Source organism: Paracraurococcus lichenis (assembly GCF_030657435.1).
In the GTDB taxonomy this organism is placed as follows: domain Bacteria; phylum Pseudomonadota; class Alphaproteobacteria; order Acetobacterales; family Acetobacteraceae; genus Paracraurococcus; species Paracraurococcus lichenis.
This window is the reverse complement of record NZ_JAUTWS010000002.1, coordinates 115,181-128,427: the sequence shown is the minus strand read 5'-3', so window position 1 is coordinate 128,427 and position 13,247 is coordinate 115,181. Positions and strand designations below refer to the sequence as shown.

The 13,247-nt window shown below is 73.9% G+C and carries 15 protein-coding genes; 5 read left to right on the top strand and 10 right to left on the bottom strand.

Going from position 1 to position 13,247, the window contains the following annotated elements; translation table 11 throughout:
* Positions 1–170: 170 nt before the first annotated feature.
* From Q7A36_RS02520 to Q7A36_RS02485, 8 genes are all read right to left on the bottom strand, one after another.
* Positions 171–1,277 carry a DSD1 family PLP-dependent enzyme gene (locus Q7A36_RS02520; RefSeq protein WP_305102072.1) on the bottom strand — a complete coding sequence of 369 codons (1,107 nt, stop codon included), beginning with the start codon at positions 1,275–1,277 and terminating at the stop codon, positions 171–173.
* Positions 1,278–1,420: 143 nt separating this feature from the next.
* Entirely contained in the window at positions 1,421–1,744 is a 324-nt protein-coding gene (locus Q7A36_RS02515) for a DUF2218 domain-containing protein (RefSeq protein ID WP_305102071.1), read from the bottom strand.
* A complete protein-coding gene (locus Q7A36_RS02510; RefSeq protein ID WP_305102070.1) occupies positions 1,744–2,340 on the bottom strand; it encodes a PadR family transcriptional regulator in 597 nt (198 codons plus the stop codon). Before Q7A36_RS02510 ends, Q7A36_RS02515 begins: the two co-directional genes overlap by 1 nt.
* 320 nt (positions 2,341–2,660) lie before the next feature.
* Positions 2,661–3,221, bottom strand: coding sequence for a nucleotidyltransferase family protein (locus Q7A36_RS02505; RefSeq protein WP_305102069.1), 561 nt, complete (start codon positions 3,219–3,221; stop codon positions 2,661–2,663).
* Positions 3,218–3,706: a gamma-glutamylcyclotransferase family protein gene (locus Q7A36_RS02500; protein WP_305102068.1), complete on the bottom strand. Its 489-nt coding sequence runs from the start codon at positions 3,704–3,706 to the stop codon at positions 3,218–3,220. The genes Q7A36_RS02505 and Q7A36_RS02500 overlap by 4 nt, the downstream gene beginning before the upstream one ends.
* Positions 3,707–4,029: 323 nt before the next feature.
* Complete coding sequence (locus Q7A36_RS02495; protein WP_305102067.1) at positions 4,030–5,115, bottom strand: mandelate racemase/muconate lactonizing enzyme family protein; 1,086 nt, start codon at positions 5,113–5,115, stop codon at positions 4,030–4,032.
* Between the two features lie 31 nt (positions 5,116–5,146).
* Entirely contained in the window at positions 5,147–5,539 is a 393-nt protein-coding gene (locus Q7A36_RS02490) for a DUF3293 domain-containing protein (RefSeq protein ID WP_305102066.1), read from the bottom strand.
* The gene (locus Q7A36_RS02485; protein ID WP_456306773.1) at positions 5,536–6,894 is read right to left on the bottom strand and encodes a class I SAM-dependent rRNA methyltransferase; all 1,359 of its coding nucleotides are present in this window, start codon (positions 6,892–6,894) and stop codon (positions 5,536–5,538) included. The genes Q7A36_RS02490 and Q7A36_RS02485 overlap by 4 nt, the downstream gene beginning before the upstream one ends.
* Here Q7A36_RS02485 and Q7A36_RS02480 point away from each other — a divergent pair.
* On the top strand, positions 6,893–7,804 hold the full coding sequence (locus Q7A36_RS02480; RefSeq protein WP_305102065.1) for a hypothetical protein: 912 nt from the start codon (positions 6,893–6,895) through the stop codon (positions 7,802–7,804). The genes Q7A36_RS02485 and Q7A36_RS02480 overlap by 2 nt on opposite strands.
* On the opposite strand, the gene gluQRS is transcribed toward Q7A36_RS02480, so the two are convergent.
* Positions 7,791–8,708, bottom strand: coding sequence for a tRNA glutamyl-Q(34) synthetase GluQRS (gene gluQRS / locus Q7A36_RS02475; protein WP_305102064.1), 918 nt, complete (start codon positions 8,706–8,708; stop codon positions 7,791–7,793). The two genes, Q7A36_RS02480 and gluQRS, sit on opposite strands and share 14 nt — an antisense overlap.
* Before the next feature lie 44 nt (positions 8,709–8,752).
* Between gluQRS and Q7A36_RS02470 the strand changes: the two genes are divergently transcribed.
* Together Q7A36_RS02470 and Q7A36_RS02465 are read left to right on the top strand one after the other, a co-directional pair.
* On the top strand, positions 8,753–9,418 hold the full coding sequence (locus Q7A36_RS02470) for an alpha/beta hydrolase (protein WP_305102063.1): 666 nt from the start codon (positions 8,753–8,755) through the stop codon (positions 9,416–9,418).
* Between the two features lie 285 nt (positions 9,419–9,703).
* Positions 9,704–10,270: an HNH endonuclease gene (locus Q7A36_RS02465; protein WP_305102062.1), complete on the top strand. Its 567-nt coding sequence runs from the start codon at positions 9,704–9,706 to the stop codon at positions 10,268–10,270.
* 33 nt (positions 10,271–10,303) lie between these two features.
* Here Q7A36_RS02465 and Q7A36_RS02460 read toward each other — a convergent pair whose 3' ends face one another.
* Positions 10,304–10,759, bottom strand: coding sequence for an acyl-CoA thioesterase (locus Q7A36_RS02460; protein WP_305102061.1), 456 nt, complete (start codon positions 10,757–10,759; stop codon positions 10,304–10,306).
* Between the two features lie 271 nt (positions 10,760–11,030).
* Between Q7A36_RS02460 and Q7A36_RS02455 the strand changes: the two genes are divergently transcribed.
* Complete coding sequence (locus tag Q7A36_RS02455; RefSeq protein WP_305102060.1) at positions 11,031–12,005, top strand: tripartite tricarboxylate transporter substrate binding protein; 975 nt, start codon at positions 11,031–11,033, stop codon at positions 12,003–12,005.
* A 380-nt stretch (positions 12,006–12,385) separates the two neighbouring features.
* Entirely contained in the window at positions 12,386–13,081 is a 696-nt protein-coding gene (locus tag Q7A36_RS02450; RefSeq protein ID WP_305102059.1) for a GntR family transcriptional regulator, read from the top strand.
* Positions 13,082–13,247: the final 166 nt, after the last annotated feature.

Sequence of the window (13,247 nt, the reverse complement as noted above, 5' to 3'; positions counted from 1 at the left end):
GAAGGCCGGTTGCGCGCCAGCCGCGGGGGCGGCCTCCGGGGAAGGCCGAAGCCTGCGACGCGCGCCCGGATCCCCGGCCAGGCCACACCGACCTGCCATCGCGCCGGTGGGGGATCGTTCGTGTCCGCCAGCGCCGCGCGCGGGTCAGGCCCGCGCGCCGCAGGGCAGGCTCAGGCCATCGCCCCGCGCGCCGCGATGGGCCAGAGGCACTCGACCCGTCCGTTCCGCACGCCGACATACCAATCGTAGCGGTCGACCGTCGGGTCGCAATGGCCGGGCACCAGCCGCAGCTTTTCGCCGAGCGCCGGCGCCGCGCCGTCCTCGACCAGCAGCTTGCCATGCTCGTCCGAGGCCGAGGCGTAGCGCAGCCCCGGCCGGCCATGCACCAGCGGCAGGCCGGAATCGACCGCCACCGCCTTGTGGCCGGCATCCAGCACCGCGACGCCCGGCACCGCCCGGCTCATCACCGTGGACAGCACGAAGAGGCTCTGCCGGAAGGGCGGGGGCACCTCGTTCCGCGCATAGTCGGCATCCATGAAGGCGTAGGAGCCGGCCTGGATCTCGGTATAGACGCCGCTCGCCGCCTCCAGCGCGAAGGTGCCGGTGCCGCCGCCGCCGACGATCGGGCAGTCGAGGCCGCGCTGGCGAAGCTGCTCCACCGTCCGGCGCGTCACCTCCGCGGCATGGGCGATGGCCGCCTCGCGCTCGCCGGGGCTGCGCCGGTGCTGGGCGCTGCCGTGATAGCTCTGCAGCCCGCCGAAGCGGAGATGCGGGCTGGCGGCGATCCGCTCGGCCAGGGCCACCGCCTCCGGCCCCGGCTCGACGCCGCAGCGGGAGGCGCCGCAGTCGATCTCGACCAGGACGGGCAGGCGCGTGCCGGCCGCCTCGGCGGCGGCGGCGATCTCGGCGACCTGGGCCGGGTCGTCGGCGCAGACCGCGACCTCGGCGATGCGGGCCAGCGCGGCGAGGCGCGCCAGCTTGACCGCGCCCACCACCTGGTTGCTGACCAGGATGTCCGGCACGCCGCCCCAGGCCAGCGCCTCGGCCTCCGCCACCTTCTGCACGCATTGGCCCACCGCGCCGCGCGCCATCTGCAGCCGGGCGATGACCGCCGATTTGTGGGTCTTCGCATGCGCCCGCAGCTTCGTGCCGGTGGGCGCGAGCAGGGCGGCCATGGCGTCCAGGTTCGCCTCGAAGGCGTCGAGGTCGAGGACCAGGGCGGGGGTATCGACCTCCTCCTCCATCATGCCCGGTTCGGCGGGCGGCGGCTGCAGCATGGACAGGAGACTCCGGTCAGGCGGTGATTTTCCAGCAGGGTTGCACAGGCTGCGGCATCGGGCGACTGCCCAGGCATGATCTGGCGCAAGCAGGGCAGCGAAGGCGACGGCGGCCGCGCCGCCAGCAGGGGATGGCCGGGCCGTCAGCCGGCCACGGGGGAGGATGGCGCCGCCTCCGGCTCCGTCGCCGGGACCCAGCGGATCTCCGGCGGGTCGCGGAAGGCGAAGCGCAGGAGGTGCCGGGCGACGACGTCCTGCAGCGCCGGCATCGCTGCCGCCTCGGCGGCGGTCACGCGGAGGACCAGCACCGCCTCCTCGGCGGCCAGCGTGCAGGTGCCGTCGGCGAAGTCGATCCGCCCCTGCCCCTCCGCCAGGGTGACCGGCCGCCTGTGCCGGAAATGCTTGCAGAGCTGGGTCAGGTAACGGCCCGGCATGGCAATGGCGACGCGCGCCTCGGCGGCCGGCATCAGGCGCGCTCCACGCCGGTCGCGGCGGCGTCGAGCGCGGCGGCGATGGCATTGGCCTGTTCCTCGGTCAGCGGGCCGCGGCCGAGCCGGAGGCGAAGCGCCATCTTGAGGTTCTCCATGGCCCGGAGGACCTGCGGCGCAGGCTCGCCGCCGTGGCGCCGCCCGGCCTCGGCCATGCGGGCGAGCAAGGCTTCCACCGCCGGGCGGTTGGCCTCGAGGAAGGCGCGCCCTTCCTCGGTGATGCGGTGCAGCCGCTTGCCGCCGCCCTCCCCGGCCTCGGCCGCGACATGGCCGAGGTCCTCGAGCAGGGTGAGGGTCGGATAGATCACGCCGGGGCTCGGGCTATAGGCGCCGCCCACCCGCTCCTCGATGCCCTTGATGAGCTCGTAGCCGTGCCGGGGCTTCTCGGCGATCAGTTGCAGGATGACCAGCCGCAGGTCGCCGCTGGCGAAGAAGCGGCCGCCGCCGCGGCCATGCCGTCCATGGCCGAAGGGGTGGAGGTCGAGGCCATGCTCGCGCCGGGCGAAGCGGCGGTCATGGCCGTGGCGATGGTGACCGTGATGGGGATGTCGGTGATGGGGGTGTCCGTGGTGCATGACGTCTCCTGTTCAGCACATCTATGCTGCATCTTAGATATATCGAAAAATTCTCTGGCGCAAGCGGCAAGGTTGGCGCCGCCCGGACCGGCTCCGGCATCCCGCTGACCGGACCGGGCGCCTGCCGTCCCGTCCGCGCCGCGGGCGCCGCCTGCGAATGGCAGCGATCGCCCATGTCCGGTTGCGCCGGCGACCATCGGGCTCCTGGATGCGCCCCAACTGACGACGGCAGGGCCGGCCCGCGGGCCGCCGGACGAACGGCACGGTTCGAAGGTATGGCGAATGGCCGTGCCGGCCCGCCCGGCCTCACGCGCCGCCGGTCAGCCGCCCAGGATCCGCAACCCCGACCAGCGTTCGGTCCAGCGCTTCTCGCGGCAACGCGCGAGGAAGACGGCATGCTTCACCGCCCCGGCCGCGAAGCCCGGCGTCGGCCGGACCACCCGGCCCAGCAGGTCGTCCAGGCCCCAAGGGGCGGCGAGGTCCACCCCCGCCCCGTTCCAGCGCGCCAGCACGGCGGTGGCCGTCTCCGGCCAGCGGGACACGGCGTCCGCCACGCCGGCATAGGGCGCATCGCCGTTCCGCGCCGCCATGCGCGCCTGGTTCTTCACGGACCAGGGCACGCCCGGCAGGGCGGCGCGCAGAATGGCCTCGATCGCGACATCGGTGGCCGAATCGGCCCGGCCAGTATCGAACCAGACGACGTCGATGTCGCCCGGCGGATTGGCGCCGAAGGGCAGGCCGGCCAGCGCGTCCCAGGCCGCGTTCCGCAGGAAGCCGGCGCCGATCCAGGCCTGCGGCAGGCCGAGTGCGGCGACGGCGCGGAGCGGGTCTCGCAGCCGCGGCTCGGCCGCGAGCAGGCCGGCGAGATCGGCCGGGGTCACGGTGCCGGGCGGCCGCCCAGGCCAGGGGAATACGCGGCCGAGGGTCGCGCCGGCCCGAGGAGATCGCTTCCCGCAGGATGGACCGCCGCCGGCCACCCGCCGGCGGGCATGCCGGACGGGTCTCGCCGGCCCCTCGGCGCCGGTCCAGGCGACCATGCCCGCCCGCTTGCGCGCCAGCGCTGCGCCACCCAGGACCGCGCCCGCACCGGGCCGCGCGCCGTGGCGACCCGCACCGGCAGCAGCCGGTAGAAGGCCCCCTCATAGGCGGCGAGGCGGGCAAGCGCGGCCGGTCCGACGCGCAGCACCGCGCCCTCCGTCGCCGCGCCCGGCCGCGTCACCAGGGTCGGATAGGGCGTCCCGCGGAGCCCGACACGCGCCCAGCCATCGAGCCGCGCCGGCCGCAGCCGCCGGCCGAGGCCGCGCTGCCCGGCCTGCGCCTCGAGCACCGCGGGATGCAGCAGCGTGCCGTAGAGGAAGAGGATCATGCCGAGCCCGATGCGCGCCTAAGCAGACTTTCGCGGGTTGGGCCACACTTCGTTCGGCCCAACCCTGCGAAGCGAAAGCCTGCTTAGGGTTTTGTTGCAGCGCAAACCCCGAGGGGTTTGCTTAGCCCGGCCCCGCGGCTCGGTTCTCCGGCGCGCCCGGCATCGAAGCCGGCTGCGTCCGGTCGCCGGCCCTGCCCCGCCGGCCGGTCGTGGCGGCCATTGCCGATGACACGGGTGCCGAAGCGCCGCGGGCCGCCCCGCGCCGGGTCGGGCGCCATGGTCCCGGGGCCGAAGGCCGCACCAGCACCTCGACACCCGCCCGCTCACCCCCGCAGCGCCGCGAGCCCCGCCCAGTCGAAGGCGATCCCGTGCCCCGGCCGGTCCGGCGCCACGGCCAGCCCCTCCTTGATCCGCAGCGGCTCGGCGATGTAGCGGTCGAGGCCGAAGCCATGCGCCTCGAGGTAGGAGGCGTTCGGGCAGGCAGCGAGCAACTGCACCGTCACGTCATGCGCGCCATGGCTGGTGACCGGCAGATGGAAGGCCTCGGCCAGGTGCGCGACCTTCATGAAGGCGGTGACGCCGCCGCAATTCGTCACGTCCGGCTCCGGATAGCTGACGCCGCCCGCGGCGATCAGCGCCTGGAAGTCCCAGAGGGAGCGGAGATTCTCGCCCGAGGCCACCGGCACGCCGCCCTCCCGCAGCACCCGGGCATGGCCCGCGACGTCCTCGGGCGGGGTCGGCTCCTCCAGCCAGGTCGGATCGTAGGGCGCGAAGGCGCGGGCGGCGCGGATGGCGGCATCCGCCGTCCAGCGCATATTGGCATCCACCATCAGCGGGAAGCCCTCGCCCAGATGCGCCCGCATGGCGGCGAGCTTCTCCACGTCCTCCGACAGCCTGGGACGCCCGACCTTCATCTTGATGGCGCGGAAGCCGCGCGACAGGTTGCCGTCGGTCTGCGCGATCAGCTCGGCCGCCGAGAGGTCGAGGTCGATGCCGCCGGCATAGCAGGGCACGCGCGGGTCGTGTCCGCCGAGCAGCCGCCACAGCGCGAGGCCGGCACGCTTCGCCTTGAGGTCCCAGAGCGCGATGTCGAAGGCCGAGAGCGCGAGTACGGTCGGCCCGCCGCGGCCGCCATAGTGCAGCGCCCACCAGAGATGCTTCCACAGCGCCTCGATCCGGTCGGCATCCTGCCCGGCGGCAAGCTCCGCGACCTCGGCCAGCGTCGAGGCGACGGCGCCGCCGTTCCGCCCGACCGTATAGGTATAGCCGACGCCCTCCGCGCCCTCGGCGTCCGTGACGCGGCAGGTGACCAGCTCGAAGCCCGTCATGGCGCCATGGGTGCTGTCGGTCAGCACCTCCGGCAGCGGGATGCGGTAGAGGCCGGTCTCGACGCGGTCGAGCCTGGGCATGGCGTTCCTCCCGGTATCGGTTGGGGGCAGCCTATGGCGCGGGGCGGAGCAGGACCAGCCGCGCCGGCGCGCCGCGACGGACCGTGACGATGGCGGCCTGGCGGAAGCGGCGGGCGAGCACCGCGACCCGGCGCGGATCGCCGCCGAGCAGCAGGTGCCACTCCCGCCAAGGCCCGTCGCCGCCCCAGCCCTCCGCCATGGGCAGGCGGCGCGCCGCGGCGCGGAGGCGCGGCAGCATGCGGCGGTTCCAGCCCGGCGGCATCCGGCGGCTGGCCGGGTTCCAGGCCGTCACGAAGCCGCCCGCCCGCGCACCGAGGCGGCGCAGCAGCGCGTCCACCGCCGGGCTCCGCCCGCCGATGCGGGCGACGGCGCCCGCGGCCTCGTAGCGGCTGCGGCGATAGGCGCGGTGCAGCCGCACGCTCATGCCAGTTGGAAGAGCATCGCCTTCAGATAGGCGCTCTCGGGCAGTTGTGGGTGCACCGGGTGGTCCGGCCCGGCGCCGCCCTGGAAGAGCAGCTTCGCATCGCGGCGCGCCCGGCCGAGGCCCCAGATCACCGCATCGGCGAAGTCGCCGGGCGAGACATGGTGGCTGCAGGAGGCGATGAAGAGGAAGCCGCCCTTCGCCACCAGCGGCGCCACCAGCCGCGCCAGCTTGCCATAGCCGCGCAGCGCCTGCGGCTGGTCCTTGCGCGACTTGGCGAAGGCCGGCGGGTCGGCGACGACGATGTCGAAGCGCGTGCCGGCCGCGCCCATGCGCTCGAGTGTCTCCAGCGCCTCGCCGCGCTGCGCCTCGACGCGATCCGCGAGGCCGTTGGCACGGGCCGTCTCCATGGCGAGGTCGAGGGCATGCGCGCTGCGGTCCAGCAGCGTGACGCGCGCCGCGCCGGCGGCGGCGCAGCGCAGGCCGAAGCCGCCGGTATGGCAGAAGGCATCCAGCACCGTCGCGCCGGGCGCGAGGCGGGCGACGCGGTCGCGGTTCTCCCGCTGGTCGTAGAACCAGCCGGTCTTCTGCCCGCCGAGGAGGTCCACGGCGAAGCGCAGGCCGCCCTCCTCGACCTGCGCCGTGCCGCCCTCGCCCAGCAGCGGCGCGACCTGCTCCTCCAGCCCCTCCAGCCGGCGGACGGCGGCATCGTTGCGGCCGACGACGAGGCGGGGGGCGACGAGGTCCCGCAGCGCCTCGACCAGCACCGGCGTCAGCACCTCCATCCCGGCGGTATTGGCCTGCAGCGCCAGCGCATCGCCGTAGCGGTCGATGACGAGGCCGGGCAGCCCATCCGCCTCGGCATGGACCAGCCGGTAGAAGGGCGTGGCATAGAGCTTCTCCCGCAGCGCCAGGGCGGCGCCGAGCCGCTGCCTGGCCCAGGCGAGGTCGAGGGCCGCGCCCGGGTCCCGATCGAGCAGCCGGGCGGCGATCAGGCTGTGCGGGTTGAAGCTCCAGGTGCCGTGCCGCCAGCCGTCGTCGCCTTCCAGCCGGACGGCGCCGCCGGGCGGCAGCGCCCTGGCCGCGGCGGTCATGGCGATCTCGTTGGAGAAGGCCCAGGGGTGGCCGCCCTTCACCCGCCGGTCATGGCCGGGCACCAGGCGGATCAGCGGGCGGGCAGCGGTATCGGTCATGCGGCAGCCGATATGCGCCGCGACCCGGCCCGGGGCAATGCGGCCTGCCCGGCGCAGCGGCAGCGCGTCGCGGAGGGTTGCGGCGGGCGCCTGCAACACCGCCCCGCCGCCGGCCTTCCGCCGGCGCGGGAGGGCAGGACGCCTCCCGCGGGAGGAACGGACCATGGCATTCATCCCGGGAACCGCCGCGGCCGATACGCTGGTCGGCACGGACGGGAGCGACCTCATCCTGGGGCATGGCGGCGCGGATTTCCTCGTCGGCCGGCCCGGCAACGATGTCATCTTCGGCGGACCGCAGAACGATACCATCGCCGGCGACAACATCCCGCTGCCCGGCGGGCCGCTCGGCCAGGACGTCTTCGGCCCCTACCCCGCGCAGTTCGGCGGCACGCCCGGCAACAACCTGATCATCGCCGGCGCGGGGGACGACTCCGTCCATGCCGGCTTCGGCGCGGATACCGTCCTCGGCGGACCGGGCAACGACACGCTGATCGGCTATGGCGCGGCCGGCGTCAGCCCCTCCGGCAATGCCGGGATCATCCGGGCCGACGGCCCGGATCTCCTGGACGGCGGCCCGGGCGACGACCTGCTGCGCGGCGGCGGGGGCGCGGATACGCTGCTCGGCGGCGCGGGCGACGATACGCTGATCGGCGGCACCGGCGTGGATGTGCTGGCCGGCGGGCCCGGCCATGACGTCTTCCTCTTCGGCCGGCAGTTGGAGCCCTTCGCCAGCGACCCGATCACGCCGGATACCGGCGTCGGCCCGGGCAACCGCGACGTGATCCTCGACTTCCAGGACCGGCAGGACGTCATCGACCTCACGCACTACCTGAACTTCTTCCCGCCGCCGGAGGGGCAGCCGCCGGCGGTCTTCCTCGGCACCGATCCCTTCACGGCGACAGGCGCGCTGCAGGTGCGGTACGAGATCGAGGACGGCAACACCATCGTGCAGATCGTCGCCCCCTTCGGCTCGCCGCCGCCGGGGACGCCGCCCTCGGTGCCGGAAGGCCCGACGCAGGAGATCGAGCTGGTGGGCGTGCATCACCTGCAGGCCTGCGACGTCATCCTGGCCTGACACCGGGCGGCCAGCCGGCCATCGCCCGCACCGCGGCGGGCGCCTGGCCGGCGGCGCGGAGGGCGCGCAGCGCCGGCGCGCCCTCCCGCTTCGCGAGGCGCTTCCCGTCGGGCCCGAGGATGAGGGGGTGGTGCGCATAGGCCGGCTCCGGCCATTCGAGCAGGGCCTGCAGCAGCCGGTGCAGATGGGTGGCGGGCCTGAGGTCCTCGCCACGCGTGACCAGCGTCACCCCCTGCAGCGCGTCGTCATGGGTGACGCAGAGGTGGTAGCTGGCGGGCACGTCCTTCCGCGCCAGCACCGCGTCGCCGAACTGCCCGGGGTCGCAGCGCAGGCGGCCCTCGCCGAGTTCGTGGAAGCTGAGGCCGGGCGGCGCCTCCGCCAGGGCCGCCGCCATGTCGAGGCGCAGCGCATAGGGCTGCCCGGCAGCGATGCGGTCCTCCCGCTCGGCCGGGGAAAGCCGCCGGCAGGTGCCGGGATAGAGCGGGCCGTCAGGGCCCCGGGGAGCCAGATGCGGGGCATGGCCGGCGGCGGCCACTTCCCGCTGGATGTCGGCGCGGGTGCAGAAGCAGGGATAGAGCAGCCCCCGCCCCGCCAGCCGGTCGAGCGCTGCGCGGTACGCCGGCATATGCGCAGACTGCGCCCGCACCGGGCCGTCCCAGGCAAGGCCGAGCCAGGCCAGGTCCTCCTCGATGGCGGCGGCGAATTCCGGCCGGCAGCGGCTGCGGTCGATATCCTCGAGCCGCAGCAGGAAGCGCCCGCCCGCCGCCTCGGCCAGCGAGGCCGCGAAGAGCGCGGAATGGGCATGGCCGAGATGCAGGTGCCCTGTCGGGCTGGGCGCGAAGCGGGTCACCGCGCCGGGCGGCGACTCGGAAAACAGGTGACGCAGGCGTGCGGTTGCTGGCATCGCCCGATGCGCGTAGCGGGTGGGCAGGCATGGGAGCAACAGGGATGGCAGCCCTCGACGGACCCCGCTTCGGCCCGAAATCGGGCGGCCCGGTGAAGCAGATCGTCGTGCTGCTGCACGGCCTCGGCGCCGACGGCGCGGACCTGATCGAACTCGCGCCGCACTGGGCCGAGGCCCTGCCGGATGCCGCCTTCGTCGCGCCCGATGCGCCGGAGCCCTGCGACATGGGCCCCTATGGCCGGCAATGGTTCAGCCTGCAGGACCGCCGCCCCGCCGTCATGGCGGCGGGCGCCCGGGCGGCGCGGGAGGGGCTGGAGGCCTTCCTCACGGCCGAACTGGCGCGCGAGGGGCTGCCGGGCTCGGCCCTGGCGCTGGCCGGCTTCTCCCAGGGCTGCATGATGGCGCTCTATGCCGGGCTGCGACGGGCCGAGCCGCCGGCCGCCATCCTCGGCTATTCCGGCGCGCTGCTCGCCCCCGACTCGCTCACGGCCGAGATCACCGGCCGCCCGCCCGTGCTGCTGGTGCATGGCGAGGCGGACGACATCGTGCCGGTGCAGGCGACCCGGCAGGCCGAATCGGCGCTGCGCGAGGCCGGGGTGCCGGTGCAGGCGCTCTACCAGCCGGGCTTGGCGCATGGAATCGACGAGGCGGGGCTGGCAGCCGGCCTGCGCAGCCTGCGGGCGGCCTTCGGTACGGGGCCGGACGCATGACGAAGCCATGAAAGCCGGCCTGGTTCGGGTACCACGCCTTGCGCGGTTGTCCACAGGCTGGCATGAAGATGCTGGAACACGGCGGTGCCACAGTATCTGGGGCCCAGTAAGTGTGACAGGCCCCAGAACTAGCTGGCCCCGCCCCGCATAGGAGCGGTGCTTGCCCGACGGCAGTAGCTTCACCGGTGTCCAGGCCTGTCCGGCCCTCGTGTCGAGCGCGGAAGCCCGCCCGCCGTTCCCCTCCCCTTTGTCGTCCCGGCCCGGCCGCGCCGCAGGCGACCCGGCATGACCCATGTGTCCTCGAACCTGCGGACCCTGGTCCTCAACGCGGACATGCAGCCGCTGAGCTGGGCGCCCCTCTCGGTCTGGACCTGGCAGGAGGCGATCGTCGCGGTGATGCAGGACCGCGTGATCCAGCTCAAGGCCTATGAGGACGTGGTGGTCCGCTCCGCCGCCCGCTCCTACGAGGTGCCCGCCGTCGTCGCGCTGAAGAGCTACCATCGGAAGAAGCGCGCCACCTTCACGCGCTTCCACCTCTTCCTGCGGGACGAGTTCACCTGCCAGTACTGCGGCAACCGCTTCCCCTCGCGGGAGCTGACCTTCGACCACGTGATCCCGCGCAGCAAGGGCGGCCGGTCCGAGTGGTCGAACATCGTCGCCTGCTGCCCCGCCGACAACCTGAAGAAGGGCAACCTGACGCCGCGGCAGGCGGGCATGCGGCTGCTGCGCGAGCCGCGCGAGCCAAGCCCGCACGAGCTCGACAGCGCGGCGCGCCGGCTGCACTGGGCCACCACCGACCTGCACCAGACCTGGCTCGACTTCCTCTACTGGGACAGCGAGATCGAGACCTGACCGGCGGGGCGCCCCGTCACCCCGCCTCGTCCTTCACCCCGCCTCGTCCCTCGCCCCGGCCGCCAGCATGGCGGCGCGGATATCGGCCGGCAGCGGCACGCGCGCCCCGTCCGCCTGCCGCACCGCCACCAGCACCGTGCGGCAGGAGAAGCAGAGGCCACCCTTCCAGACGGCATAGTCGTGCACGAAGGAGGTCCGCTTCACCGAGGCGAAGCGCAGCGTCACCAGGGCCTCCTCCTCGAAGACGAGGGAGCGGAGATAGCGCGCCTCGATCTGCGCGACGACCGGGCTGATGCCGCCGGCGGCGAAGCTGCCGCCGAGCGCGGTCCAGCCCGGCCCCACGCGCAGGTCCTCGCAGAGCGTCAGGTAGGCGACGTTGTTCATGTGCCCCAGCGCGTCGCATTCCGACCAGCGCACGCGGTGGCGCTTCCAGGCCGCCCAGTCGCCCTCGATCCCGAAGGCCGCCCCCACCGTTGCCAGGTCTTCCATCGCCGTCCCGTCCCTTGCCTGTCCCGCACGGCCTACCGCACCCTCCCGCCGAACAACAGCAGGGATGGTCCATGCCGACCCGCCGCGGCCTGCTTGCGGCCGCGTCGGCGCGGCGCCGGCTGCTTGGCGGCCAGTCGCCCAGGCGCCGGCATGCCGGGTACTTCGTCCCCGCCCGGCGCGGGCCGGGGGCGCTGCCGGGCCGCAATATGCTTGAACCCGCGCCGCGCCTGGCCCCACCCTCCCCGCAACAACACGCTCTGGGAGGAGCGCCATGGTCCCCCGCCGCGCCGGCCTCGTCGCGCTGGCTGCCCTTGCCATGCCCGCCACCGGCCGCGGGCAGGGCGCGGGCTGGCCCAATGACCGGCCGATCGAGGTCATCGTCCCCGTCCCGCCCGGCGGTGGGCTCGACACCATGGCGCGCCTCGTCATGCCGCATGTCGTCGCGCGGCTCGGCCCGGGGGCGCGCTTCGTCACGGTGAACCGGCCGGGCGCCGGCTCGCAGATCGGGATCGAGGCGGTCTTCGCCGCCGCGCCGGACGGCTACACCCTCGGCGCCATCTCCTGCCCCGCCCTGCCGGCCATGCCGATCGAGCGCCAGGTCCGCTACCGCACCGCGGAATTCGCCTGGATCGCCAATGTGGTGGACGACCCGAACGCCTTCTTCGTGCTCGCCGCCTCGCCGCTGCGGACGCTCGCCGACCTGGCCGCGGCGGCGCGGGCGCGGCCGGGCACCCTCTCCTACGGAAGCACGGGGATCGGCGGGGACGACCACATCGCCATGCTGAGCTTCGAGGAGCAGGCCGGCCTGCCGCCCATGGTGCATGTCCCCTTCACCGGCAGCGCGCCGGCGCTGCAGACCCTGCTGACCGGCAACCTCGACGTGCTGGTGGGCAATGTCTCGGAGCAGCTCGCGCTGCTGCGGGAGGGGCGGCTGCGCGCGCTCGGCGCCGCGGCGCCGGCCCGGGTCGGCCTCGCGCCCGAGATCCCGACCTTCCGCGAGCAGGGGATCGAGCTGGTCGCCGGCGCCTCGCGCGGGTTCATCGCGGGGCCCGGGCTGCCGGTCCCGATCCGCGCCCGCTTCGAGGCCGCCTTCGCGGCCGCGCTCGCCGATCCCGCCTTCCTGCGCGAGGCGGAGCGAGTCGGCATGCCGCTGCGGCCGCTGATCGGCCCGGCCTACGCCGCCATGATCGGCGAGATGGAAGCTTCTCTCCGGCAGCTCTGGCATCGGCGGCCCTGGCGCGACTAGGCGTATACGCGGATTCCGCGGAGTGTTGCCGAATTACCATATATGCTTACGCAATGGATTCCCCGGCAGATCACAGCTTTCCGTTGCGGCATCCGCATCACGCTTCTATTTGGAGTTACTCGCGAGAGCGTGAACAAACACGGGACTTGGCAGGCGTTTCGCAGAATGCAACTTTTGGTTGAATAAATCGGAGCACGTACCCAGTCACGGCGCCTCGCGACCTGCCGCCCCGCCGCCCGGCAGGAGCCGCCGGCTTTGCTTCCCAAACCAGAAAGTTGAATTTAAACTTCGCGTCTTCGCGAGGTGGATCGGGAGCTATGTCAGTGGCAGTGCGGGACCACCGGGCGCGAGCCGGCGCGCCGGTGGGTGTCATATCAAGCGTGGCCGACGGCCGCCGGCTCGTGCCGGTCCAGCCGCGCACCATGGTGGAGCAGGCCGCCGAGGCCATCGTCGCCGGCGCGGCGCGCGGCATCTTCCTCCCCGATGACCGGCTGGTCGAGGCGGAGATCGCCCGCGACCTCGGCATCAGCCGGGTCCCGGTCCGGGAGGCCCTGCGCCTGCTGGAGAGCCAGGGCATCGTCGTCAGCACGCCCTACAAGGGCATGCGCCTGATGCAGGTCACCAACCGGGGCGTCGCCGCCCTGATGCGCGTGCGCCTGACGCTCGAGACCCTCGCCATCAAGGAAGCCCTGGTGCAGCCCGGCGGGCCGGAGCGGTTCGACCGCCTGCGGCTCGCGGCCGACACCTTCGCCGAGGCGGCGCGCGCGAGCGACCCCGCCCTGCGGGTCCGGGCGGAGGAGGAGTTCCACGCCGAGCTCTGCCGCGCCTCCGGCAATGCCCCCCTCCTCGCCCTCTGGCAGAGCCTCGCCCGGCAACTTGCCGTGGTCTGGGGCCTGGCGATGCAGCTCAATGACTGCGCGCCCGAGAGCGCGGACCACTACACCCTGATCGATGCCCTGGAACGCGGCGACGAGCCGCAGGCGACCGCCACCCTCGAGGCGCATGTGGACATGCATGCGAAGCTCGACTTCGAGGCGCTGGTCGCCGAGCGGCGCCGGACGCAGGTGGACCACTGAGGCCGACCGGCAGACGTCCTGACCTCTGCCGGGCGGTATGACGCGCCCCGGTGAGCGGAGGCCAGGCGGCCCTGAGCAAACCCCTTCGGGTTTGCGCTGCAGTAAAGCCCTGAGCAGGCTTTCGCCTCAAAGGGTTGCGCCGCACGACGTGTGGCCCAACCCGTGA

Bases quoted from the DNA above. Each gene is read 5' to 3' on its own strand.
- Q7A36_RS02520 (WP_305102072.1), bottom strand. From the start codon at position 1,277: ATGCTGCAGCCGCCGCCCGCCGAACCGGGCATGATGGAGGAGGAGGTC.
- Q7A36_RS02515 (WP_305102071.1), bottom strand. From the start codon at position 1,744: ATGCCGGCCGCCGAGGCGCGCGTCGCCATTGCCATGCCGGGCCGTTAC.
- Q7A36_RS02510 (WP_305102070.1), bottom strand. From the start codon at position 2,340: ATGCACCACGGACACCCCCATCACCGACATCCCCATCACGGTCACCAT.
- Q7A36_RS02500 (WP_305102068.1), bottom strand. From the start codon at position 3,706: ATGATCCTCTTCCTCTACGGCACGCTGCTGCATCCCGCGGTGCTCGAG.
- Q7A36_RS02495 (WP_305102067.1), bottom strand. From the start codon at position 5,115: ATGCCCAGGCTCGACCGCGTCGAGACCGGCCTCTACCGCATCCCGCTG.
- Q7A36_RS02490 (WP_305102066.1), bottom strand. From the start codon at position 5,539: ATGAGCGTGCGGCTGCACCGCGCCTATCGCCGCAGCCGCTACGAGGCC.
- Q7A36_RS02480 (WP_305102065.1), top strand. From the start codon at position 6,893: ATGGCATTCATCCCGGGAACCGCCGCGGCCGATACGCTGGTCGGCACG.
- Q7A36_RS02485 (WP_456306773.1), bottom strand. From the start codon at position 6,894: ATGGTCCGTTCCTCCCGCGGGAGGCGTCCTGCCCTCCCGCGCCGGCGG.
- gluQRS (WP_305102064.1), bottom strand. From the start codon at position 8,708: ATGCCAGCAACCGCACGCCTGCGTCACCTGTTTTCCGAGTCGCCGCCC.
- Q7A36_RS02470 (WP_305102063.1), top strand. From the start codon at position 8,753: ATGGCAGCCCTCGACGGACCCCGCTTCGGCCCGAAATCGGGCGGCCCG.
- Q7A36_RS02465 (WP_305102062.1), top strand. From the start codon at position 9,704: ATGACCCATGTGTCCTCGAACCTGCGGACCCTGGTCCTCAACGCGGAC.
- Q7A36_RS02460 (WP_305102061.1), bottom strand. From the start codon at position 10,759: ATGGAAGACCTGGCAACGGTGGGGGCGGCCTTCGGGATCGAGGGCGAC.
- Q7A36_RS02455 (WP_305102060.1), top strand. From the start codon at position 11,031: ATGGTCCCCCGCCGCGCCGGCCTCGTCGCGCTGGCTGCCCTTGCCATG.